The sequence below is a fragment of the Vibrio sp. JPW-9-11-11 genome, assembly GCF_013369335.1.
Taxonomy (GTDB): domain Bacteria; phylum Pseudomonadota; class Gammaproteobacteria; order Enterobacterales; family Vibrionaceae; genus Vibrio.
The window spans coordinates 294,259-316,817 of sequence record NZ_SZQJ01000004.1 but is presented as its reverse complement, the minus strand read 5'-3'; the positions used below and the strand labels follow the sequence as shown (position 1 = coordinate 316,817).

Genomic DNA, 22,559 nt, shown 5'->3' with positions numbered 1-22,559 from the left:
GATGCTGGCATTTTGTCGTTCAGGTTATTTAGACTCTATCTTAGCCCAAGTATCACGCAAGCCTACCGTGCGGTTGAAGACCAATGCCTCCGGCTTCGAGTCTTTAACATCAGCGCAGAAGTACCCCGTACGCTCGAACTGATAGCCTTTCTCGACAGGTGCAGCGGCTAAACTTGGTTCCACATACCCCTTAACCGTCACGAGTGATTCAGGGTTAATCGTTTCTGCAAAGTTATCGGCTGCTGCCGGGTTTGGAACAGTGAACAAACGGTCATACAAGCGAACTTCCGCAGGTAAGCCTTTGTCAGCCGATACCCAATGAATCACACCCTTGACTTTACGACCATCGGCTGGATTTTTGCCTAGCGTTTCTGCATCGTAGCTACAGAAAATCGTGGTGATATTACCAGCATCATCTTTCTCGATACGTTCTGCCTTAATGACATAAGCACCACGCAAGCGAACCTCTTTGCCAAGCACCAAACGTTTGTATTTCTTGTTCGCTTCTTCGCGGAAATCTTCACGTTCAATCCAGACTTCACGAGTAAACGGTACCTCGCGCTCACCCATTTCAGGTTTATTTGGGTGGTTTGCTAGCGTCAAGGTCTCTACTTTATCTGCGTCGTAGTTTTCAATGACGACCTTTACCGGGTCAAGGACGGCCATAGCACGCGGCGCATTTTCATTAAGGTCATCACGAATACAAGACTCAAGTGAACCAAACTCAATCATGTTTTCTTGCTTCGTCACGCCAATACGCTTACAGAACTCACGGATCGATGCTGGCGTAAAGCCACGACGGCGTAGACCTGAAATTGTCGGCATACGTGGATCATCCCAACCACTCACCAACTTCTCGGTCACGAGTTGGTTAAGCTTACGTTTTGACATCACAGTATATTCAAGATTTAAGCGGCTAAACTCATATTGACGAGGCTGACAGTCGATGGTGATATTGTCGAGCACCCAGTCGTAAAGACGGCGGTTGTCTTGGAACTCTAGGGTACATAGAGAGTGCGTAATGCCTTCCAGCGCATCAGAAATACAGTGCGTAAAGTCGTACATTGGGTAAATGCACCACTTGTCACCTGTCTGGTGGTGATCGGCAAAGCGAACTCGGTAAAGAACTGGGTCACGCAGCACAATGAAAGATGACGAAAGATCGATTTTAGCGCGTAAACAGGCTTTACCTTCTTCGAACCCGCCATCACGCATTTTTTCAAACAATGCTAAGTTTTCTTCCGGTGTACGGTCACGGTAAGGACTTGGCTTCCCTGGCTCGGTAAGCGTGCCACGGTATTCGCGGATCTGCTCTGGACTTAGCTCTTCAACGTACGCTAAGCCTTTATTAATTAATTCCACTGCGTAGCCATACAGCTTATCGAAGTAGTTTGACGAGTAACACACCTCACCATCCCACTCGAAACCAAGCCAGCTCACATCATTCTTAATTGACTCAACGTATTCAACGTCTTCTTTTTCTGGGTTGGTGTCATCAAAACGAAGGTTACACTTACCCTGATAGTCCTGAGCAATACCAAAGTTCAAACAAATTGACTTAGCGTGGCCGATATGCAGATAACCATTGGGTTCTGGCGGGAAACGAGTATGCACGCTTGTGTGTTTGCCATCCGCTAGATCTTTATCGATGATTTGGCGAATGAAATTCGATGGACGAGCTTCAGCTTCACTCATCTATAGCACCTCAATTATTTTAGTATTGTCAGAGAAATTTCGCTCGAAGCCATTATCAAACCTCCGAGCACATGGCGACTAATGATCCACAATTCCTGACCAATACACAACTACAACCGCGCGTTAATTGGTAAATAATTGGGGAAATCCTTTGATACAGCGCAAAAGGCAACTAGGTTTTCTTTCACACCATTGGCATCGCTCAAATTAGCAGCGACCGAAACGAAAAAAGCCTCCAAATGGAGGCTTTTTGAATTAACGATTAATCGTCAAGGTTAAGGAAGTTTAACACCTGATAAGTCTTCGTTAGCACCGATAGCTTTCATTTCGCCAGCAACGATTTCAGCTAGAGGGCCCAAGATAACTTGTAGGTTGTTCTCACCCAGCTTAACCACACCTTTCGCACCTAATTTCTTAAGAACGGCTTCGTCAGCGACAGAGCGATCTTTCAGTGTTAGACGTAGGCGGGTGATACAAGCATCAATTGACGTTAGGTTATCGTGACCACCTAGCGCTTTTAGGTATTGACGTGCTAGGTCACCGCTTTTCGCTTCACCTGCAGGTGCAGCACCTGTTTCTTCGTCGTCATCTTCGCGACCTGGTGATTTCAGGTTGAACGCACGGATAGCGAATGTAAAGGTGAAGAAGTAAAGAGCACCAAAGCCAAGACCGATAAGCAGTAGAGTCACTGGTTTAGTTGCTAGACCCCAGTTCAGCACGAAGTCGATAAGACCTGCTGAGAAACCGAAGCCGTGTAGCGTACCAAACATGTTTGCAACCACAAGCGCTAGACCAGTAAATACTGCGTGCATCGCGTACAATGCTGGTGCAAGGAATACGAACATGAACTCTAGAGGCTCTGTGATACCTGTTAGGAATGAACAGAATGCAACTGAGAATAGTGCACCACCGACTTGGTGACGTTTTTCAACTGGAGCAGCGAAGTACATCGCAAGAGCAGCACCAGGAAGACCGAACATCATCACAGGGAAGAAACCGTTCATGAATACGCCAGCGCCTTTGTCGCCACCGAAGTAACGGTGTAGGTCACCAGATTTCACTGTTTCAGTCACTTCTTTCACTGTCGCAGTGATTTCTGGGTTCACAGCGTTAGCAAATTCGAATGTGTGAGTTTGACCAGCAACAAGCGTCTTAGCAAGCGCAGGGTCTACACAAAGCTGTTGTAGTGCAGGAAGTGCATTACCTGCTGCTTGAGCACCAGTGATAAGGACTTCTTGACAAGTACCCATACCGAACCAGAAGTATGAGTTAAGAACGTGGTGAAGACCTACAGGAATAAGAGCACGGTTAAGCGTACCGTAAACAAACTGGCCAACAGCACCTGAAGTTGATACCGCGTGCGCAAGAGCGTCAAGGCCGCCTTGAATACTTGGCCAAACAACACCACCGATCGCACCTGCAACTAAGGCAAATAGACCCGCCATAATAGGGACTAAACGTTTACCAGAGAAGAAGGCCAACCACTCAGGAAGACGAGTTGCATGGAAAGCGTTGTAAGAGTGGCCTGCAATGATACCAGCAATGATACCACCGAAGAATGACATATTAATGTCAGCGTTAATTGTTGTCGCTGTTGCTGTTAGCACGAAGTACGCCACCGCACCAGCAAGACCTGCAGCACCTTGACCGTCTTTAGAAAGACCAATCGCGATACCTAGACCGAATAGTAGTGGAAGTTGACCAAAGATAGCACCACCAGCTTGCGCCATGAATGGGATATCTAGCAGGTCACCTTGACCCAAACGTAGTAAGAGCGCCGCAACTGGAAGCGTTGCGATAGGAAGCATAAGCGCTTTACCTAACTTTTGCGCATATCCAAGAATATTCACCTTAAGTTCCCCCTATAGGATTTTAGTATTTTGGCCGAGCTACTTTTTTAAGTCGCTCAATTTAGTCACATTCAGTTTATGACATTAATTTTGCTCCGCAAATTAAAACCTCACCATTTGTGATCATAATCACCAGAAACTGTCAATATCCAAGGTTTTTGCTAGCGAGATCATAAAACTTATTTTACAATACAAAAAAATAGCAATACGACAGTCAAAATCGAGGTACTCTTATCTGGTATATAATAGCTGTTATGGTTGTGTAGCAAGGCATAACCTAGAGTTTTGGGCAAACAAAAACCCATTGATCAAACCAGCAGCAGTATAGATTTGTGATAATTTATAATGACTTATTTTTTCGTTTGCTAAAGATATTTTACGATCTAATTGAAGCTCACAAATAAAGTAGATTGTTGCGACTAAAAACGCTTCAATTTGATGACAAAAAGTATTAAGAATCTGACCTATAAGGATTAGCTAACTATGTATGCGCTAACTAACTGTAAGATATTTACCGGTAGCGATGTTCTCACCGAACACGCAATTATCATCGAGAACGGCCTTATCCATTCTATCTGCCCGGCAGAAGAAGTCGCAGAGGCGATTGAAACTCGAGACCTTAACGGCGCAAATGTGAGCCCCGGTTTCATCGATCTGCAGTTAAATGGTTGTGGTGGCGTGATGCTCAACGACGAAATTAGCGCAGAAACCATGCAGACCATGCATCAAGCTAATCTAAAGTCTGGCTGTACCAGCTTCCTACCGACGCTAATCACTTCTTCAGATGAAGATATGCGTCAATCTGTGGCTGCGGCACGTGAATACCAAGCACAGTACAAAAACCAATCTCTGGGACTGCACCTTGAAGGCCCATATCTTAATGTGATGAAAAAAGGCATTCATAGCGTCGATTACATTCGTCCTTCAGATGACAGCATGATCAATTTCATTTGTGACAACTCAGATGTGATTGCTAAAGTCACCCTAGCGCCTGAGCACAACGACCCTGCTCACATCACTCGTTTGAAGGAGGCAGGTATCGTCGTTTCTATCGGCCACACTAACGCCACCTACAACGAAGCACGTAAGGGCTTTGAAGCCGGTATCACATTCGCCACGCATCTCTTCAACGCAATGACACCTATGGTTGGCCGAGAGCCTGGCGTTGTCGGCGCCATCTACGACACCCCAGAGGTGTATGCAGGCATCATTGCCGACGGGTTCCACGTCGATTACGCAAACATACGAATTGCCCACAAAATTAAGGGTGAAAAATTAGTATTAGTGACCGATGCCACAGCTCCTGCAGGTGCTGACATGGATTACTTTATTTTTGTTGGTAAGAAAGTATATTACCGAGATGGTAAGTGTGTTGATGAAAATGGCACACTAGGCGGCTCAGCCCTCACTATGATTGAGGCTGTTCAAAACACAGTTGAGCACGTCGGTATCGCTCTGGACGAAGCACTACGCATGGCTACACTCTACCCTGCGAAAGCAATTGGTGTCGACCAACAACTAGGCCGTATTAAACCTGGCTTTGTTGCAAATCTCACCGTGTTTGATCGTGACTTCAACGTCCAAGCGACAGTTGTTAACGGACAATACGAGCAAAATTAAGAATGAATGGCGGACAAATAGGTAACGTAGATTTAGTAAAACAACTAAATAGCGCAGCAGTTTACAGACTGATTGATCAGCAAGGTCCGATTTCTCGGATCCAAGTGGCTGATGTCAGTCAACTGGCTCCTGCCAGTGTTACAAAAATCACCCGCCAACTCCTTGAGCGCGGCCTAATCAAAGAGGTCGCGCAACAAGCCTCAACAGGGGGACGCCGTGCGATTTCTCTGACAACAGAGGTCGAACCTTTCCACTCTGTCGCGATCCGTATCGGTCGCGATTACATTCAATTCAGTCTGTATGATCTGGGAGGCAAAGAACTCGCAGAGAGTTACACCGAGTTTTTTTACACCACTCAAAATGAATTGACAGATGGCCTGCTATCAAACCTCAAAGCCTTTATCCAAACTCATCAAGCGATCATCAATCAATTGATCGCAATTGGTATTTCACTTCCCGGCCTTGTCAACCCAGAAACTGGGGTTGTCGAGTATATGCCCAACATATCCATTGATAACCTCGAACTAGCGGACTTAATCCACAACACTTTCCATGTGCAATGCTTTGTCGGCAACGACGTTCGTGGTATGGCTCTGGCTGAGCATTATTTTGGCGCTAGCCAAGATTGCCAGGATTCCATCTTAGTGAGTGTCCACCGCGGTACAGGTGCCGGTATTATTGTCAATGGCCAGGTATTTCTCGGTTATAACCGTAACGTCGGTGAAATTGGTCATATCCAGATTGATCCTCTGGGCGAGCAGTGTCAATGTGGCAACTTTGGTTGTCTTGAAACCGTTGCCGCAAATCCCGCTATCGTAGAGCGAGTAAATAAATTGGTTCAGCAAGGTTATGCATCAAGCCTAGCCGAACTGGAAACCATTAATATTGGCGATGTCTGCGAACACGCTAACTTAGGAGATGAACTAGCCAAGCAGAGTCTCGTTCGTGTCGGTAACCAATTGGGCAAAGCCATCGCGATAACGATTAACTTGTTCAACCCGCAAAAAATCGTCATCGCGGGTGATATCACCCAATGTGAAGAGATTCTATTCCCGGCGATTCGGCGCAATGTCGAAAACCAATCGTTGACCACTTTCCACAGTGGATTGCCGATTGTCGCTTCTGAGATTGATAAACAGCCGACACTCGGCGCCTTCGCCATGATCAAACGCGCCATGTTAAATGGGGTTTTGTTACAAAAATTGTTAGAAGATTAATCTTCTTCGCCAATATGTAACTGATTGAGTTAGAATAACGGGCTACTATTATGTGGCCCGTTTTTTTAGGAAGAAACATCACCAATATGGAACTTATCTTAATTTCGGCGGCATTTTTCGCCGGCTTTATCGCACTCAAATGTAACCTCCCCCCGCTTGTCGGCTTCTTGCTTGCCGGATTTGGATTACACGCATTTGGCTTCCAGTCAAACGACACCATCGTCACACTAGCGGACTTAGGTGTCACGTTGCTGCTGTTCACTATCGGATTAAAACTCGATATTAAAACACTGCTGTCGAAAGAGATCTGGGCAGGTGCAACGATTCATAACCTACTGTCGACGGCCCTATTTGCCCTTGCTTTATTCTGCTTTAAGTTCCTTGGCGTGAGCTCATTAGCGGCGATGTCGATTGACCAGATCCTTTTACTTGGCTTTGCCCTCTCTTTCTCAAGTACTGTCTTTGCCGTAAAATCATTGCAAGAAAAAGGCGAAATGAACGCCACCTACGGCACAATCGCCATTGGTATTCTGGTGATGCAAGACATCTTTGCGGTAGTGTTCCTCACCGCATCGACTGGTAAGCTGCCAGAATGGTACGCCGTTGCTCTGTTTGCCTTACCGTGGCTTAGACCACTGTTTTATAAAATGCTCGATTGGGTTGGTCACGGTGAAATGCTCGTTCTACTCGGTATTTTTTTCGCCCTTGTCGCCGGTGCCGGCTTATTCCAACTTGTCGGAATGAAACCAGATCTTGGCGCTCTGATCTTAGGGATGTTATTGGCTGGGCATAAAAAAGCATCAGAGCTATCAAAGTCACTGTTCAATCTTAAAGAACTCTTTCTAGTCTGTTTCTTCCTCAATATTGGTCTATCCGCCGAGCCTACTTTATCGGGATTAGCCCTAGCGCTGTTATTTTTATTACTGTTGCCGCTCAAAGGGATCTTGTACTTTCTGGTGCTTAACACCTTTAAGTTTCGTGTTCGTACCTCGTTACTCGCTTCATTGAGCCTATTTAACTTTAGTGAGTTCGGCCTTATTGTGGGCGGTCTGGCATTCAAAATGGGTTGGATGAGTAGTGACGTCATGGTGGCACTAGCCATCGCAGTTTCGATCTCTTTTGTCTTGGCGGCGCCTATCAACCGCCATGGCCATGCCCTATACCAGCGCTCAGGTCGTTGGTTGAGAGAGCACGCCGCTGAAAACCTCAACACTCGCGACCAATTGATTAATCCGGGTCATGCACAAGTGCTGATCCTAGGGATGGGCCGCATCGGTACTGGGGCGTACGATGAACTACGCAAACGCTACGGTAAAATCAGTTTAGGTATCGAGGTTCGTGATGACGCTGCTCATGAGCATAAAGCCCACGGGCGTAACGTGATTGCAGGCGATGCTACCGACCCAGATTTTTGGGAACGAATCTTAGATACCGCTAACGTAAAACTGGTGTTGTTGGCTATGCCTCACCATCAAGGGAACCAAATCGCGCTTGAGCAGTTGCAGCGAAGAAACTTCCAAGGGCAGATTGCTGCGATCGCTGAGTACCCCGATCAGCTCGACGCTCTGATTCAGGACGGTGTCGATGCAGCATTTAATATCTACAATGAAGCGGGTAGCGGTTTCGCCCGTCATGTATGCGAGCAGCTCCAGCCCACTTTCACCAAACCATAACTAGAAAATTAGGCAGCGAATACGCTGCCTTTTTTACGCTCACTGTATAAAAAACAACCTTAGGTAAAAAGTATTCATTTAATATGTATTTTATATGGATATTTTTTAACGCAAGGACGGCTTGTTCATTTTTATCATCAGTGATGGTTGATTTTTTTAATCAAGATGGCAAATTGAACTCAACAGATTAAATTAATTTTAAAGGGAAGTTGTATGTGTTCTATTTTCGGAATTTTAGACATAAAGAGTGACGCTGATGCGCTACGTCCAGTTGCGCTAGAGATGTCTAAAAAGCTTCGCCACCGTGGCCCAGACTGGTCTGGTATTTATTCATCAGACAAAGCGATTCTTGCTCACGAGCGTCTGGCGATCGTTGGTCTAAACAGTGGTGCACAACCGCTTTACAGCCCAGATAAAAAACACATCCTTGCAGTGAACGGCGAAATCTACAACCACAAAGAGATCCGCGCTCGTTACGAAGGCAAGTACGACTTCCAAACCGATTCCGACTGTGAAGTGATCTTAGCGTTATACCAAGACATGGGCGCAGACCTACTTGAAGAGTTAAACGGTATCTTCGCTTTCGTGCTTTACGATGAAGAGAAGGACCAGTACCTTATCGGCCGTGACCACATCGGGATCATTCCACTTTACCAAGGCCATGACGAGCACGGTAACTATTACGTTGCTTCAGAAATGAAAGCACTCGTTCCGGTGTGTAAAACCGTCAGTGAATTTCCACCAGGCAGTTACTACAGCTCAACCGATTCAGAGCCACAACGTTACTACATCCGTGACTGGAACGAGTACGCAGCGGTTCAAGGCAACTCAACCAGCAAAGAAGAACTAACGGAAGCCCTAGAAGCCGCAGTTAAGCGCCAGCTAATGACCGATGTGCCATACGGTGTACTTCTTTCAGGTGGCCTGGATTCATCTATCACTTCAGCGGTTGCGAAACGTTTTGCGGCGATGCGTATTGAAGATGATGAGAAATCGGCAGCATGGTGGCCTCAGCTGCACTCATTTGCGGTTGGTCTGGAAGGAGCTCCAGATCTGAAAGCAGCACGCGAAGTCGCCGATCAAATCGGTACTGTGCACCATGAGATGACTTACACCATTCAGGAAGGTCTAGATGCCATCCGGGATGTTATCTACCACATTGAAACTTACGACGTCACGACTATCCGTGCCTCAACGCCAATGTTCCTGATGGGGCGTAAAATCAAAGCGATGGGCATCAAGATGGTGCTTTCAGGCGAAGGGGCAGATGAGATCTTTGGTGGCTACCTATACTTCCACAAAGCGCCAAACGCGAAAGAGTTCCACGAAGAGACAGTACGCAAACTGCTAGCACTCAACATGTTTGACTGTGCTCGTGCCAACAAATCTCTTGCCGCTTGGGGCGTTGAAGGCCGCGTACCTTTCTTAGACAAAGAGTTTATCGATGTCGCTATGCGTCTCAACCCTGAAGATAAGATGTGTGGTAACGGCAAGATGGAAAAACACATCCTGCGTGAATGTTTCGAACACTACCTGCCAGAATCTATTGCATGGCGCCAAAAAGAGCAGTTCTCTGACGGCGTCGGCTACAGCTGGATTGATACACTCAAAGAAGTGGCAGAAGCGAAGGTGACTGACCAACAAATGGAAACTGCCGCTTATCGCTTCCCATACAACACGCCTACGACCAAAGAAGGCTACGTTTACCGCGAAATCTTTGAAGAGCTGTTCCCACTACCATCGGCGGCTGAGTGTGTACCTGGTGGCCCGTCAGTAGCCTGTTCTTCAGCGAAAGCAATTGAATGGGATGAGTCATTCAAGAACATGGCAGACCCTTCAGGTCGGGCCGTGCAGAGTGTGCATAACGACGCCTACTAACCCACGTTTTAATTTACATAGGCACCCGTTCGGGTGCCTTTTTTATATTTCATACCATAGCGTATCCAAGTCAGTGATGGCTGTAACAACTTTGAAAAGCCCCTTCAGTTTTGCAAACTAAGTTTGTAGCACGACCCGCTCCCTCAAGGTAATTGGCTTTTACTTTTTAAAATCAACAGCTTAAATCCATACAGGCACATAAGTTAGCATTAGACACGTTTGCAGACGATAAGTCCAAGGAGTATATGTAGTTGAAGATAAAAAACTGTAATAACTCAAATTATCAAAACTTATGACAAACCAACATCAACAATTTTTTGGCCATCCTCGAGGTCTGTTCCTACTTTTCGGTACGGAACTTTGGGAGCGCTTCTCGTACTACGCAATGCGTGCAATCTTGGTGCTTTATCTCACAGACACAACGATCAACGGCGGCTTGGGATGGTCGACTAAAGATGCACTTGATCTTTACGGCATCTATACAGGACTTGTTTACATTACCCCAATGATTGGTGGTTACCTCGCAGACAACTACCTAGGACAGCGCCGCTCAGTTTTGATTGGTGGTGCTTTAATGGCTATCGGCCAGTTCACACTCGCCTTACCTGCTGACATGATTGGCCTTAGCGTGACACACAGCTTTTATCTTGGTCTTGCACTACTGATTGTCGGTAACGGTCTCTTTAAGCCGAATATCTCAACAATGGTCGGTGATCTCTATGAAGAAGGTGACAACCGTCGTGATGGCGCATTTACTATCTTCTACATGGGTATCAACTTGGGTGCCTTGATCGCAGGTGTTGCATCTGGCTCAGTCACTAACGAGTTCGGCTGGAAAGCAGGCTTCTTAGTAGCAGGCCTTGGCATGTTGATCAGCCTAGTAATGCAGATGACTCTGGCTAAGTCGTGGCTTGGCGACATCGGTGTTGTACCAGCGGCGGCTCGTGAGCTTGAAAAGAAGAAATCGGCACAAAAACAGCCGTTAACCAAACAAGAAGTTGACCGCCTAAAAGTGATCTTAGTTATGGGCCTGTTTGTGATCGTCTTCTGGGCAGGATTTGAACAAGCTGGCGGCTTAATGAATATTTACACCCAGCAATACACTGACCGCATGATTGGTGGTTTTGAAGTCCCTGCAGCTTGGTTCCAATCGCTGAACCCGTTCTTCATTATTACCCTTGCGCCTGTTCTTGCTGCGCTTTGGGTAAAGCTTGGTCCTAAAGAACCGAACTCTCCAGTAAAATTTGCGCTTGCCCTATTCTTCTTAGCCCTAGGCTTCCTATGTATGGTGGGCGCAGTGATGGATCAAGGCGGCGATACGACAGTGAAAACATCAATGCTTTGGCTTGTCGGTGCGTTCTTTTTCCACACATTGGGTGAGCTTTACCTATCACCTATTGGTTTGTCGCTGGTGACTAAGCTGGCTCCACTTCGTCTAGCCTCACTGATGATGGGCGCTTGGTTCGGCTTCAACGCCATTGCTAACTACGTAGCAGGCTTAATTGGTTCACATGTTGGTGAGCTAGGTGCAATGTCTATCTTTGGTGGTATTGCCATTGCCGCAACCATTTCTGGAGTCATTCTACTTATGTTCTCCAACACACTTGTTGGTTGGATGCATGGCGCAGAAACTCCAATCACTAACGCACAACAAGTAGAGCAACAGCAAGCACAAGTGGCTTAACCCCTACTCTGTTATAAAAAACGCCCAGCCGTTATTGGCTGGGCGTTTTCTTTTCTGCCTTTAGATAAAGGAGGGCACTACTTCACGCTAGTCACGCGACTCGTTCTCTCACCCGTCGCAGATACCGAACGAATATAGACTTCACCTTCTACATTTGGACGCGTGTTATCTGCGTAAGTCAGCCAGTTCTCACCATCCAGAGAATATTGAAGTGTTACACCTGGGAACTGAACGTTCATTGACAGCGTTCCACCTTCTACTTTCGCACCTGGTACAGGCAGGCGGTAGTCGATACCCGATCTTTCTAGCTTGGCCAGTTCACGTTGACCCAGTACGTTTGCAAAGCGGTTGTAGTCTTGGTTTAGCGCCGCTTTGTCTACTAAGTTAGAGTGTTGCGAATATTCAACCCCCACTTTGTAGTCGTTTTCCCAATCAGCACGGTGCCATGCACGCTCAGCGGCTGCTAGTACGCGAGGGAATACCATGTACTCGTATTGCTCATCGTTGCGTACTGTCTCAGACCAAAGCTGTGCTGATAGACCGTAGAAAGGTTTCGCTTCGATTTCACCTTTACCAGTAAAGCCGTTGCCGTCGCGATCCACAGAGGTTTCTGCGTTCTGAGGCATGTTCTGTGGTGCAAAACCGAACATCTTACGCGTGTCTGTTGCACGCGTTGCCCAGTAGTAACCACGCTCTTTCGGGTCAACTTCGTATGGCATGTCCATGTAGACGTAGTCCGGGTTTGAAACAATCACGTCATACCCCTTCTCTGCCCACTCGTACACTGATGATGTGCCGCCCCAATAAAGAACGTCCCAGAAGTTTACTCGAGTTTTTTCTGTTGCGAACGCTTCCTCACCTTCACTGTACTTAAGACCATCTTGCCAAGCTTGGAAGTTGGCAATGCCCTTCTCTGCGACAACCTTCGACACTTCTTGTGCAAAGTGGCTCGGGAGATGAGCAAAATCGCTTACCGTACCATCTGCAATTAACGTCTGACATTGTGGCGACTGTGCGAATGGCTTGTCTTGTTTAGACAGGTCAATCGTCCCTTTCCAGCTGACTTTGTCTTGTGCGTTCACATCTTGGAAACCCGCACCGAGTTTGATGTTCTTCGCTTCATCACCACCAAAGTGCCATGTTGTTAGCGGTGCCCCTGCTTCCGCGTGCATTGCTGCGACTTCTGAAATCACTTTATCAACAAAGCGAGTCGACGACTCCATACATGGGTTAATAAAGCTTTGCTTGTTGTAGAACTGAACCGTCGTTACATTCGATTGGTCCTGTGGGTCCATCAAACGGTATTCATTAGCTTGCGCTTCTTTACCTTCTGCCATTAAGCGCTCGTAACGCGCTTCCATTGAGACTACTGCTGCACGAGCGTGCGCTGGCATATCGATTTCAGGAATCACTTCAATGTTACGTGCTTTGGCGTATTTCAAGATGCCCACGTAATCTGCTTTGCTAAAGTAGCCAGAGCCAAAGTTGTCTGTCGTTGGACCAGAGCCAAGCTGAGGCAATAAACAGCTTTTCTCTTCAACATCGAAACAACGGTTAGCACCCACTTCAGTCAGCTCAGGCAGACCCGGAATTTCTAAACGCCAGCCTTCGTCATCGGTGAGATGAAGGTGTAGTTTGTTCATCTTGTACGCGGCCATTTGGTCAAGCGTTGCAAGGATGGCATCTTTAGAGTGAAAGTTGCGCGCCACATCCACCATCACACCACGGTAATCAAAACGCGGCGCATCTTTAATAGACAGTTGTGGTAGAGAATCCGCATGTTGGCTATCTACCAGACCAAAGAGTGATTGAACTGCGTAGAAAGCTCCTGCTTGGTCAAATGCTTTAATCGTAATCCCGTCGCCTTTGATACTCATTTCGTAAGCACCCGATTTTGCTAATTCACCGGTGAAGTCTGCAGGAACCACCGTGATGCTTACCGGAAAGGAGCCTTGAGCATCCACACCCACCACTTCGCTGCGTTCTTGAATTGCCGTAAATTGTGCCGCATCGAATGCGTCTTTAGGCAGCGCAATACCCGCCGCGATATCTACCGTACCTTGGCCCGCTTCAACAAACAGTGGCGTTGGTAGTAACGTGGTTGATACGTCTTGTGTTGCTAGGTCTTGATTATTCTCAAAACGAGACACTGCATTGGCAAATACGTTATTGTCATCCGGTGTGCGCTTTAGATTGTCACCTTCAAGGCCAACCACAAAAGAAGCTACCTCTTCTGTATTAAGCGACGCAATCAACTTAGGCTCAGCGTTCGGCGCGGTAACAAATGCACCTGGCATGAAATCCGTCTCAAATAGCTGCCAGTATTCTGCAACAAGAGGAATCTCGACTTCTTCGCCCGCCGCAAAGCCATCAAATTGATCGGTTGGCTCTAGTTTGTGTAAGTCCCCCGTTATGCGAGAGATTTTGAACTGTTCGTGTTCAACATCCAGAATCAGACGAATGCTGTGGAAATAAATAGCCCAACCTTTAGAGTCAACCGCTTCACCTTGGTTAACCAGCGTCATGTTAACTTTGTTGCAAGACGCCCACTCTGCGCCCAACTCCTGACACGCAATGCCTTGGCTAGCACCGTGATTTGTGAGTACTTCATATTGAATATCAAGGTTGTCAGCCAAGGTATTAACAAGGTTTTGTTCACTCGACTGGAATGATGTGCAACCCGCTAACGTTGCTAATACTGAAGTCGCGATGAGCGTTTGTTTAAACATCTTACTTACCCTTAAAAGTGGAGCGAAGCCTGAAACGTGAGGCCTCAAAATCAAGATGCTTTCAACATAGCTTGAATTATTTTTTCTCGTAAAATTAATAATTAGTAACAGTGATCACCTTCAAATTTCACATTTTAATGCCGATATTAAATCAAACAAAACAGACACTTAGTGTGAACGTTAAAAGCGACAGACTTATTTTGACGAGATTACTGAGAACAACATCACACCTTTCATTGTTAAAAGACCAAAATTCCGATTAAAGATCACACACTCTAATGAGTTGGCATAAAATCAAAGGATCAAAGCGGTGTAAAAACGTGATTTAAACCGCAACTATTTCTCCGTCAAAACTCGTTGAACTCAAACAAATCGACGTTTTTTACGCATCATTGAGGAGTCTATATGCGACAGCTCTTGCTCAGCGTATTACTACTGATCGCGGCTCAAGCCGTTGCAGAACCGCTTCATTGGCAGGTCAAGAAAGGCAATCTGAAATACATCATTGTCGGATCAGTTCATGTCGGCGATGAGTCTATGTATCCATTGCCAAGCCGCTTATTTACCAAGTTACAGAACAGCCAAGGGCTGATCGTCGAAACAGACATTCGTCAAACTAGTGGTGTTGTGTATCCACAAACTCGCTTCTCAAGCCGAGACGTGCTCACTTCAAAACAGCAGAAAGAACTATTAGGACTAGCTAACTTGCTCGAACTCAATGCACAAGACTTACTGAATACTCCTCCTTGGGCGGCCGCTCTAGCGATTCAGATGAAGCAAATCGAGTACTTAGGCTATTCTGCCTCTGATGGTGTTGACGCGAGGCTAATGGTGAAAGCAGCGTTATGGGACGTCCCAACATTAAGCTTAGAGTCGATGCAGTTCCAGATTGATCTGCTCACAAAGCAGCCAATGGACGGCAAGGAGATGTTGGTCAGTGTTATTGAAGAGTTTGATCACTCGGAAGGTTCACTGCGCTGCTTGATTACCAGTTGGAAAAATGGAGACATGGCAAAGTTGGACGAGTTTGCTAACTTAACCGCGATGTCGGAAGAGTTCGAATACGCTTTCCTGACGTCACGCAATCTAGATTGGGCGCAAAAACTATCAACGCCGGATTGGCTGCCCAATCGTCAAGGTACCTATGTCGTCGTGGTCGGCACCTTACATCTTATCGGTGAACAAAGTTTACTAAAGATGCTTGAAACCGAAGGATTTAGCGTCAAGCAATTGTCTCAGAGCAAACCTACTGGCTGTGAGTTTAAGTACTAAATGCAGCAACTCACTTCGCCTAAAAAGATGAAATCCCGCGATTAAAGCAGGCTTTCTAAAGGTGGTCGGTGGAGAGACATACTTAGAACATCAGGCGAACCCCATTCGGGCTCGGCTCCCATGCTAGCAAATACTCAATCTCAAAAACGACGAAAGCCAGCTATTAAAGCTGGCTTTCTAAAAGTGGTCGGTGAAGAGGGATTCGAACCCCCGACCCTCTGGTCCCAAACCAGATGCGCTACCAAGCTGCGCTATTCACCGAGACTGTCGACTGTAGAACTTGTGTTCTGGGCGTTCTGCCCGTCAACGAGGTGGTATATTACGGATTATGAATGTGAACGCAAGCCATTTAGACAACTTTTTCTCACTTTCGGTTTGATTGACTAAAACATCATCGACGGGCGACAAAGTGTGAGCAAAAACACACCAACCGATACAAGTGCGCAACCTATTCACAACAATTGATCCAGATCAGTGTTGCATATTTAACCACAGTTTACCTTAAGCCCTGTCATCTCATTTTGTCTTGATGGAGGAACTATGGACTTTTGGCTTGATCTCCTATTTGGTAATGCGGTAGGTCTGTCTTCGATGATTGTGATCTTTGGCGCCTTAGGTCTTATGCTGTTCTACGGCGGTTTCATTGTCTACAAAGTGATGAACGACAAATCTCCTCACTAGAATCGCTTAGCCCTATTCGCTATGCACCGAAGCAGATTCCTTGTCTGCTTCGGTTTTTTATTGCTCGCTTGATCACTCTCTAGCCCTATTGGGTATAATATCGGTATTGTTTCCCCAGTTTGAGATGTCGTTATGTCTCACGACGATGACTTTGCTCTATTCCAACAGATGATGGGCGATGTAAAACCCCTGTCTCACGATACCGCTGAACACAAAAAGCAACATCGAGTAACCGATGCCCAGCTTGCCAAACGTGAAGCCGCAATTTGGTTAACTGAAGATGACCCTGAGTATCTCTCTATTGACCATGCTCCGATGCTAAAACCTGATGATATGATTGAGTTTAAGCGCGATGGAGTCCAAGAAGGAGTCTATCGCAAACTGCGTCTTGGCAAATACCCGATTCAAGCGCGTTTAGATCTGCATAGAAAAACCCTCAAAGAGGCCCGCGATGAAGTGGTCAAATTTCTCAAGCAGTGTATCCAAATGGACATTCGCACTGTGGTGATTGTTCATGGACGTGGCGAGCGCTCAAATCCACCCGCACTGATGAAAAGCTATCTTGCTCAGTGGTTACAGCAAATTCGAGATGTCCAATGTGTTCATAGTGCTCAGCGTTTCCACGGTGGTACTGGTGCCGTTTACGTGATGTTGCGTAAAAGCGCGGAGAAAAAACTCGAAACACGCGAACGGCATCAAAAACGATTGGGTTAACCACCCTCACAATGCTAGAATGCGCTCCCTTCATCTGCTGATTGTTTCATCAGCACATTGTATAAACCGCCGTTGTGAAACGTTAGGAGAACAACATGTCACAAGATACGGGTAAACGCCTGAACAAATTCATCAGCGAGACTGGCTTCTGCTCCCGCCGCGAAGCAGACCGTCTTATCGAACAAGGCCGAGTCACCATCAATGGTAACATCCCAGAAATGGGCACCAAAGTTCAACCAAAAGACGAGGTTCGTGTCGATGGCAAGCCAATTACAGCCGCGAGCGACAAGCCCATCTATATCGCCTTAAACAAACCGACAGGCATCACTTGCACCACGGAGCGCGATATCCCAGGTAACATTGTTGACTTCATCGGTCACAAAAAGCGAATTTTCCCTATCGGTCGTCTAGATAAACCCTCAGATGGCCTTATCTTCCTGACTAACGATGGTGACATCGTCAATAAAATTCTTCGCGCCGGTAATAATCACGAGAAAGAGTATGTGGTTCGAGTAGACAAACCAATCAGCGACGACTTCATTAACAAGATGTCTTCAGGCGTCAACATTCTCGATACCGTCACTCTACCTTGTAAAGTAGAGAAAGAGACCAAGTACTCATTCCGCATCGTATTAACTCAGGGCCTTAACCGTCAGATCCGCCGCATGTGTGAGGCGCTTGGCTACGAAGTTTTCAAGCTGCGTCGCGTGCGTATCATGAATATATCCCTAGACGGCATTCCCAATGGCCAGTGGCGCTATTTAACCGACGCAGAAGTGGCCGAGATCCTCGCCATGTGTGAAGACTCAAGCAGTACCGAAGAAGCGTCAAAAGTCGACGCAAAAGGTAAACGCATTCGCAAAGCGACCGACGCTAAATTGTTTGACAGTCGCGAAGAAAACCAAGAGTCCAAAGCACGCCGAAACCAAAAAACACGCACTTTTAAAGGTCGCAACGCTGAAGAATTTCGTCATGCGCCAAATTCAAAAAAAGCTCGCAATAGTGGCAAAGCATCGGACTCAAACGGCAAACCTAACCAAGGAAAAAGCTTCTTTAAGCCTAAATCAAAAGCAGCGGTACAGCCAAGCAAGCCCAAGTCTGGTGGCACGCTAAGCTTGAAGAAATAGAGGCAAGCCTCAGGTAGGAATTATCAACAATAAAAAAGGGAACCCATAGGTTCCCTTTTCCGTATTTTCGCTTGAAATTATAGCGTACCGAAGATTTTATCGCCCGCATCACCAAGACCAGGAACAATGTACCCCTTGTCGTTTAGCTTCTCATCGATGGCCGCTGTATATAGTTCAACGTCTGGGTGAGCTTTTTCTAGCGCTTCAATGCCTTCTGGCGCTGAAACCAGCACAAGCACCTTGATTGATTGACAACCTTTCTCTTTTAGCAGGTCGATCGTCGCAATCATTGAGCCACCTGTCGCCAACATAGGGTCGACCACAAGCGCGATACGCTCATCAATGTTCGATGCTAGTTTGTTGAAGTAAGGAACGGGTTCTAGTGTTTCTTCATCACGATAGATACCAACAACACTGATACGTGCACTTGGCATATGCTCAAGCACGCCATCCATCATACCCAGACCCGCACGTAGGATAGGCACGACTGTGACCTTCTTACCTTTGATTTGATCCACTTCAACAGGACCATTCCAACCTTCAATGGTTACTTTTTCCGTTTCAAAGTCCGCTGTTGCTTCATAAGTTAACAGGCTACCCACCTCAGTAGCTAGCTCGCGAAAGCGCTTAGTGCTGATGTCACCTTCTCTCATTAGACCCAGTTTGTGTTTAACAAGAGGATGTTTTACTTCAACAACTTTCATTTCCATCTCCGGATATCAGGTAAAATTTAAATAAACTTCCAGATTATAAACGATTCCTTCGGTAAATTCTGCTTCTATCAGCAACAAAAAAAGTTGCGCAAACGTTTGCTCTTTATCTTTAACCACTGGTAGAATAGCGCCGTTTTCATATCCAACTTCAAAACAGAGGACTTCCCTGTGAGTGCTGATAACACTTCTCTTAGCTATAAAGACGCTGGCGTTGATATCGATGCAGGCAACGCGCTTGTTGACCGTATCAAAGGTGCTGTAAAACGTACACGTCGCCCAGAAGTAATGGGTGGTATTGGTGGTTTCGGCGCATTATGTGAGCTACCAACTAAATATAAGCAACCCGTTTTGGTATCAGGCACCGACGGTGTGGGAACAAAACTGCGCCTCGCTTTGGATATGAAAAAGCACGACACCATTGGTGTTGACCTGGTTGCCATGTGCGTCAACGACCTTATCGTTCAAGGCGCAGAGCCACTATTCTTCCTCGACTACTACGCGACAGGCAAGCTAGATGTAGATACAGCGGCAGATGTCGTGTCTGGTATTGCAGACGGCTGTGTTCAAGCTGGTTGTGCCCTGATTGGTGGCGAAACGGCTGAAATGCCGGGCATGTACGAAGGCGAAGATTATGACGTGGCTGGTTTCTGTGTCGGCGTAGTTGAAAAAGAAGACGTGATTGACGGTACAAAAGTTGCCGCAGGTGACGCACTTATCGCTGTCGGCTCAAGCGGTCCACACTCAAACGGTTACTCTCTAATCCGTAAGATCTTAGAGGTTTCTGGTGCAGACAAAAACGAAGAGCTAGCAGGCCGTACTATTGGTGAGCACCTTCTAGAGCCGACCAAGATTTACATCAAATCAGCGCTAAAAATGATTGAGAAGCACGATATCCATGCGATTTCTCACATCACTGGCGGTGGTTTCTGGGAAAACATCCCACGCGTTCTTCCTCAAGGCACAAAAGCCGTTGTCGATGGCAATAGTTGGGAATGGCCAGTCATTTTCAAATGGCTACAAGAAAAAGGTAATGTGACGACCCACGAAATGTATCGCACCTTTAACTGTGGTGTCGGACTTGTTGTTGCGCTACCAAAAGAACAAGCTGAAGCTGCTGTTGAGCTCTTAAAATCAGAAGGCGAAAACGCTTGGGTTATTGGTGAAATCGCTGATGCTCAAACTGACGAAGAACAGGTAGAGATCAAGTAAGTATGAAAAGTATCGTTGTTCTAGTATCAGGCAATGGCTCTAACTTGCAGGCAATCATAGACGCTTGTGAGACCAGCATTACTGGCGGCCGTGTGACAGCCGTTTTTTCAAACAAAGCTGAAGCATACGCATTAGAGCGCGCTAAAAAAGCTGGAGCTGGGGCGCACTTCCTTGATCCTAAAAGCTTCGATACCCGTGATGCTTTTGACCATGAGTTAATGAAGCAGATCGATGAATACCGGCCTGATGTCATCGTACTTGCCGGTTATATGCGTATCCTAAGTGGCGAGTTTGTGCGCCACTATATGGGCCGCATGATCAATATCCATCCCTCTTTGCTACCTAAGTACCCTGGTCTTAACACTTATCAGCGTGCGATCCATGCTGGTGATGAAGAACACGGTACCAGCGTGCACTTCGTCACTGAGCAACTTGACGGAGGTCCAGTGATCCTTCAGGCCAAAGTGCCTATTTTTGATGAAGATACGGTGGAAACGCTGACTGAGCGTGTGCAAAACCAAGAGCACCGTATCTACCCTATGGTCGTCAAATGGCTAGTGGAAGACCGCTTGGAGATGAAAGACGGCAAAGAGGCCTACCTTGATGGTCAGCGCCTCGGCATTCACGGTTATGCGCAAGAGTAACCAGTGGATTCAAACTTTGACTTAAAGGCGAGCTTAGCTCGCCTTTATTGTTTCATTAATCCTTGGTTCATGTTTCTCTGACTATGCTTGAGAAAAGCGAGGAGGTAAGTCATGGATCTTAAAAGTTTACTCAATCAAGCACTCAATTCTGACCTTGTGCGTCAAGGACAGCAGCAAATCAAGCAATCATCTCAATCAAACACCCTTAAATCGCTCGGTGCCGGCGCTGTGGGTGGAGGTTTGGTCAGTTTATTGATGGGGTCAAAAAAGAGTAAAAAATTCGCTAAAAAAACGGGTAAAAACGCGTTAAAGATTGGTGGCGTTGCGGCGCTCGGCGCGCTGGCATACAAGATCTATAACGACACTCAGAAGAAGCCGGCTCAACACACAGATGCGGCGTTCAATGCTAATGACCCAGTGCATTACCACATCACTTTAAAAGCCATGATTGCTGCAGCAAAAGCAGATGGACACGTTGATCAAGTTGAAATGGCTCGAATTGAATCCGCAATAGAGCAAAGTGGCGCCGATCAACAAGTGCGTTCTCTTGTCCACCAAGAATTGAATAAACCTCTAGATCCTATCGAAATAGCTCAACTGGCGACCACACCACAACAAGCCGCCGAGATCTATCTCGCTTCACTCATCGTGATTGATGAGCAAAACACTATGGAAAAAGTCTATTTGAATGAACTGGCAAAGCAGCTCAAATTGCAGCCAGAGGTTATTGAACAACTTCACTTACAACTCAACCAGTTTGATTAGAAAACCAGCAGCGCGAACCTAGCCTTGCGCTAAGACAAATCAACGCTTTGAGTTTCCTGAACGGTATGTGTATATTTGAGAGCAGTTATCATTTATTGGAGTGAAAGCCATGCAAGTCTACGGCTGTTGTGATTTGGTGCGCGAATTGTATGCGCAAATAGGAAGTGGCGATCAAGCCTACGTACCACAAGCGATATCATGCGCTGTGAGAGCTTTAAATGACATCGCAGCTGATGAATCACTGCCAAAAGAAGTACGAGAAAAAGCCGCGTTTGCGGCGGCTAACTTACTGATTTCTGACTTCGAGGACAAATAATGAATCTGGCGAACTTTGAAAACATGGACTCTATTATGTTGATGAGTATCGTCAACATGAAGCTTCGCGATGACTTCGATGGTGACTTAGATAAACTCACCGCTTACTTTGATATTGAGAGAAGCGCTTTAGAAGCCAAACTCGCTAAAGCTGGATTCGACTTTTTACCTGATGCGGGTCAATTCCGCTAACTGCGTAACCGCCTCAGATGCAAAAAACCGCCTAGTTGGCGGTTTTATTTGTAATTGCGCTGCTATTAGTCTTCGTCGAAAAAGTCGTCTTCATCATCCAGTTCAGCTTGCGCTGCTGCTTCACGCTTGGCTTCTTCGTAACGTGCTTTCTTTTCCGCTGCTTCTTGCGCTAGACGCTCTTCGCGTTCAATACGCACTTTACGCGCTTCACCTTTACGCTCGTTACGTTCAGCTTGGTTCTTGATGAAACCTGCGAGCTCTTTTTCAGCCCACTCTTGAGCTTGGGCTTCCGTGTCAAAGCCGGTTTCACGCTTAGATACTGACGTTTTACGTGAAGTCACTTGGCGAGTGATCTCGGCGCACCAACCGTTACGTTTTTCAGTCACGCGTATAGCGAATTTTTTGTTGTTCGACATATTCATTTCCTAAGGGATTGTTGAGGGATTTAGCCATCCCTTGGCAAGGGCGGTATTAGAGCATAGAAAGTACAAAGTTCCTAGAAATTAGTCCCTAGAAAACAAAAAGCGCAGACCTATCGATCTGCGCTTTAATTATGCTGCTAGACAAAAAATAACGTCTTC

At 46.5% G+C, this 22,559-nt stretch carries 19 protein-coding genes and 1 tRNA gene; 14 read left to right on the top strand and 6 right to left on the bottom strand.

The window, feature by feature from the left end:
* Positions 1–24: 24 nt before the first annotated feature.
* Positions 25–1,695, bottom strand: coding sequence for a glutamine--tRNA ligase (gene glnS, locus FCU94_RS04005; protein WP_176287252.1), 1,671 nt, complete (start codon positions 1,693–1,695; stop codon positions 25–27).
* A gap of 275 nt (positions 1,696–1,970) precedes the next feature.
* On the bottom strand, positions 1,971–3,545 hold the full coding sequence (nagE, locus tag FCU94_RS04000) for an N-acetylglucosamine-specific PTS transporter subunit IIBC (protein ID WP_176287251.1): 1,575 nt from the start codon (positions 3,543–3,545) through the stop codon (positions 1,971–1,973).
* A gap of 483 nt (positions 3,546–4,028) precedes the next feature.
* On the opposite strand from nagE, the gene nagA reads away from it, so the two are divergent.
* From nagA to FCU94_RS03975, 5 genes are all read left to right on the top strand, one after another.
* Positions 4,029–5,165, top strand: coding sequence for an N-acetylglucosamine-6-phosphate deacetylase (nagA, locus tag FCU94_RS03995; RefSeq protein WP_176287250.1), 1,137 nt, complete (start codon positions 4,029–4,031; stop codon positions 5,163–5,165).
* 2 nt (positions 5,166–5,167) lie between these two features.
* Complete coding sequence (nagC, locus tag FCU94_RS03990) at positions 5,168–6,382, top strand: DNA-binding transcriptional regulator NagC (protein WP_176287249.1); 1,215 nt, start codon at positions 5,168–5,170, stop codon at positions 6,380–6,382.
* A gap of 86 nt (positions 6,383–6,468) precedes the next feature.
* Positions 6,469–8,055: a cation:proton antiporter family protein gene (locus FCU94_RS03985; protein ID WP_176287248.1), complete on the top strand. Its 1,587-nt coding sequence runs from the start codon at positions 6,469–6,471 to the stop codon at positions 8,053–8,055.
* 213 nt (positions 8,056–8,268) lie between these two features.
* Positions 8,269–9,933, top strand: a complete 1,665-nt coding sequence (gene asnB / locus FCU94_RS03980) for an asparagine synthase B (RefSeq protein WP_176287247.1) — start codon at positions 8,269–8,271, stop codon at positions 9,931–9,933.
* Positions 9,934–10,225: 292 nt separating this feature from the next.
* Entirely contained in the window at positions 10,226–11,617 is a 1,392-nt protein-coding gene (locus FCU94_RS03975) for a peptide MFS transporter (RefSeq protein ID WP_176287246.1), read from the top strand.
* A 77-nt stretch (positions 11,618–11,694) separates the two neighbouring features.
* Here FCU94_RS03975 and FCU94_RS03970 read toward each other — a convergent pair whose 3' ends face one another.
* Complete coding sequence (locus FCU94_RS03970; protein WP_176287245.1) at positions 11,695–14,346, bottom strand: beta-N-acetylhexosaminidase; 2,652 nt, start codon at positions 14,344–14,346, stop codon at positions 11,695–11,697.
* 405 nt (positions 14,347–14,751) lie between these two features.
* Between FCU94_RS03970 and FCU94_RS03965 the strand changes: the two genes are divergently transcribed.
* On the top strand, positions 14,752–15,618 hold the full coding sequence (locus FCU94_RS03965) for a TraB/GumN family protein (RefSeq protein WP_176287244.1): 867 nt from the start codon (positions 14,752–14,754) through the stop codon (positions 15,616–15,618).
* A 184-nt stretch (positions 15,619–15,802) separates the two neighbouring features.
* Here the strand turns inward: FCU94_RS03965 and FCU94_RS03960 are convergent.
* A tRNA-Pro gene (locus tag FCU94_RS03960) sits at positions 15,803–15,879 on the bottom strand.
* A 279-nt stretch (positions 15,880–16,158) separates the two neighbouring features.
* Between FCU94_RS03960 and FCU94_RS03955 the strand changes: the two genes are divergently transcribed.
* The 3 genes from FCU94_RS03955 to rluF all read left to right on the top strand — a co-directional run bounded on the left by FCU94_RS03955 (position 16,159) and on the right by rluF (position 18,140).
* Positions 16,159–16,299, top strand: a complete 141-nt coding sequence (locus FCU94_RS03955; protein WP_011078358.1) for a DUF3149 domain-containing protein — start codon at positions 16,159–16,161, stop codon at positions 16,297–16,299.
* Between the two features lie 132 nt (positions 16,300–16,431).
* Positions 16,432–17,013: a DNA endonuclease SmrA gene (smrA, locus tag FCU94_RS03950; RefSeq protein ID WP_176287243.1), complete on the top strand. Its 582-nt coding sequence runs from the start codon at positions 16,432–16,434 to the stop codon at positions 17,011–17,013.
* A 95-nt stretch (positions 17,014–17,108) separates the two neighbouring features.
* Positions 17,109–18,140 (top strand): 23S rRNA pseudouridine(2604) synthase RluF, encoded by a 1,032-nt coding sequence (gene rluF, locus FCU94_RS03945; RefSeq protein ID WP_176287242.1) that lies wholly within the window; start codon positions 17,109–17,111, stop codon positions 18,138–18,140.
* A 77-nt stretch (positions 18,141–18,217) separates the two neighbouring features.
* Here rluF and upp read toward each other — a convergent pair whose 3' ends face one another.
* Positions 18,218–18,844, bottom strand: coding sequence for a uracil phosphoribosyltransferase (upp, locus tag FCU94_RS03940; RefSeq protein ID WP_176287241.1), 627 nt, complete (start codon positions 18,842–18,844; stop codon positions 18,218–18,220).
* Between the two features lie 177 nt (positions 18,845–19,021).
* Here upp and purM point away from each other — a divergent pair, with 177 nt between their 5' ends.
* From purM to FCU94_RS03915, 5 genes are all read left to right on the top strand, one after another.
* The gene (purM, locus tag FCU94_RS03935; RefSeq protein WP_176287240.1) at positions 19,022–20,062 is read left to right on the top strand and encodes a phosphoribosylformylglycinamidine cyclo-ligase; all 1,041 of its coding nucleotides are present in this window, start codon (positions 19,022–19,024) and stop codon (positions 20,060–20,062) included.
* Between the two features lie 2 nt (positions 20,063–20,064).
* Positions 20,065–20,706: a phosphoribosylglycinamide formyltransferase gene (purN, locus tag FCU94_RS03930; RefSeq protein WP_176287239.1), complete on the top strand. Its 642-nt coding sequence runs from the start codon at positions 20,065–20,067 to the stop codon at positions 20,704–20,706.
* Positions 20,707–20,817: 111 nt separating this feature from the next.
* Positions 20,818–21,471 carry a tellurite resistance TerB family protein gene (locus FCU94_RS03925; RefSeq protein WP_176287238.1) on the top strand — a complete coding sequence of 218 codons (654 nt, stop codon included), beginning with the start codon at positions 20,818–20,820 and terminating at the stop codon, positions 21,469–21,471.
* Positions 21,472–21,580: 109 nt separating this feature from the next.
* On the top strand, positions 21,581–21,787 hold the full coding sequence (locus FCU94_RS03920; RefSeq protein ID WP_176287237.1) for a YaeP family protein: 207 nt from the start codon (positions 21,581–21,583) through the stop codon (positions 21,785–21,787).
* Complete coding sequence (locus FCU94_RS03915) at positions 21,787–21,978, top strand: DUF4250 domain-containing protein (protein WP_176287236.1); 192 nt, start codon at positions 21,787–21,789, stop codon at positions 21,976–21,978. The genes FCU94_RS03920 and FCU94_RS03915 overlap by 1 nt, the downstream gene beginning before the upstream one ends.
* A 65-nt stretch (positions 21,979–22,043) precedes the next feature.
* Here FCU94_RS03915 and FCU94_RS03910 read toward each other — a convergent pair whose 3' ends face one another.
* A complete protein-coding gene (locus FCU94_RS03910; protein WP_176287235.1) occupies positions 22,044–22,394 on the bottom strand; it encodes a DUF3622 domain-containing protein in 351 nt (116 codons plus the stop codon).
* Between the last annotated feature and the right edge of the window lie 165 nt (positions 22,395–22,559).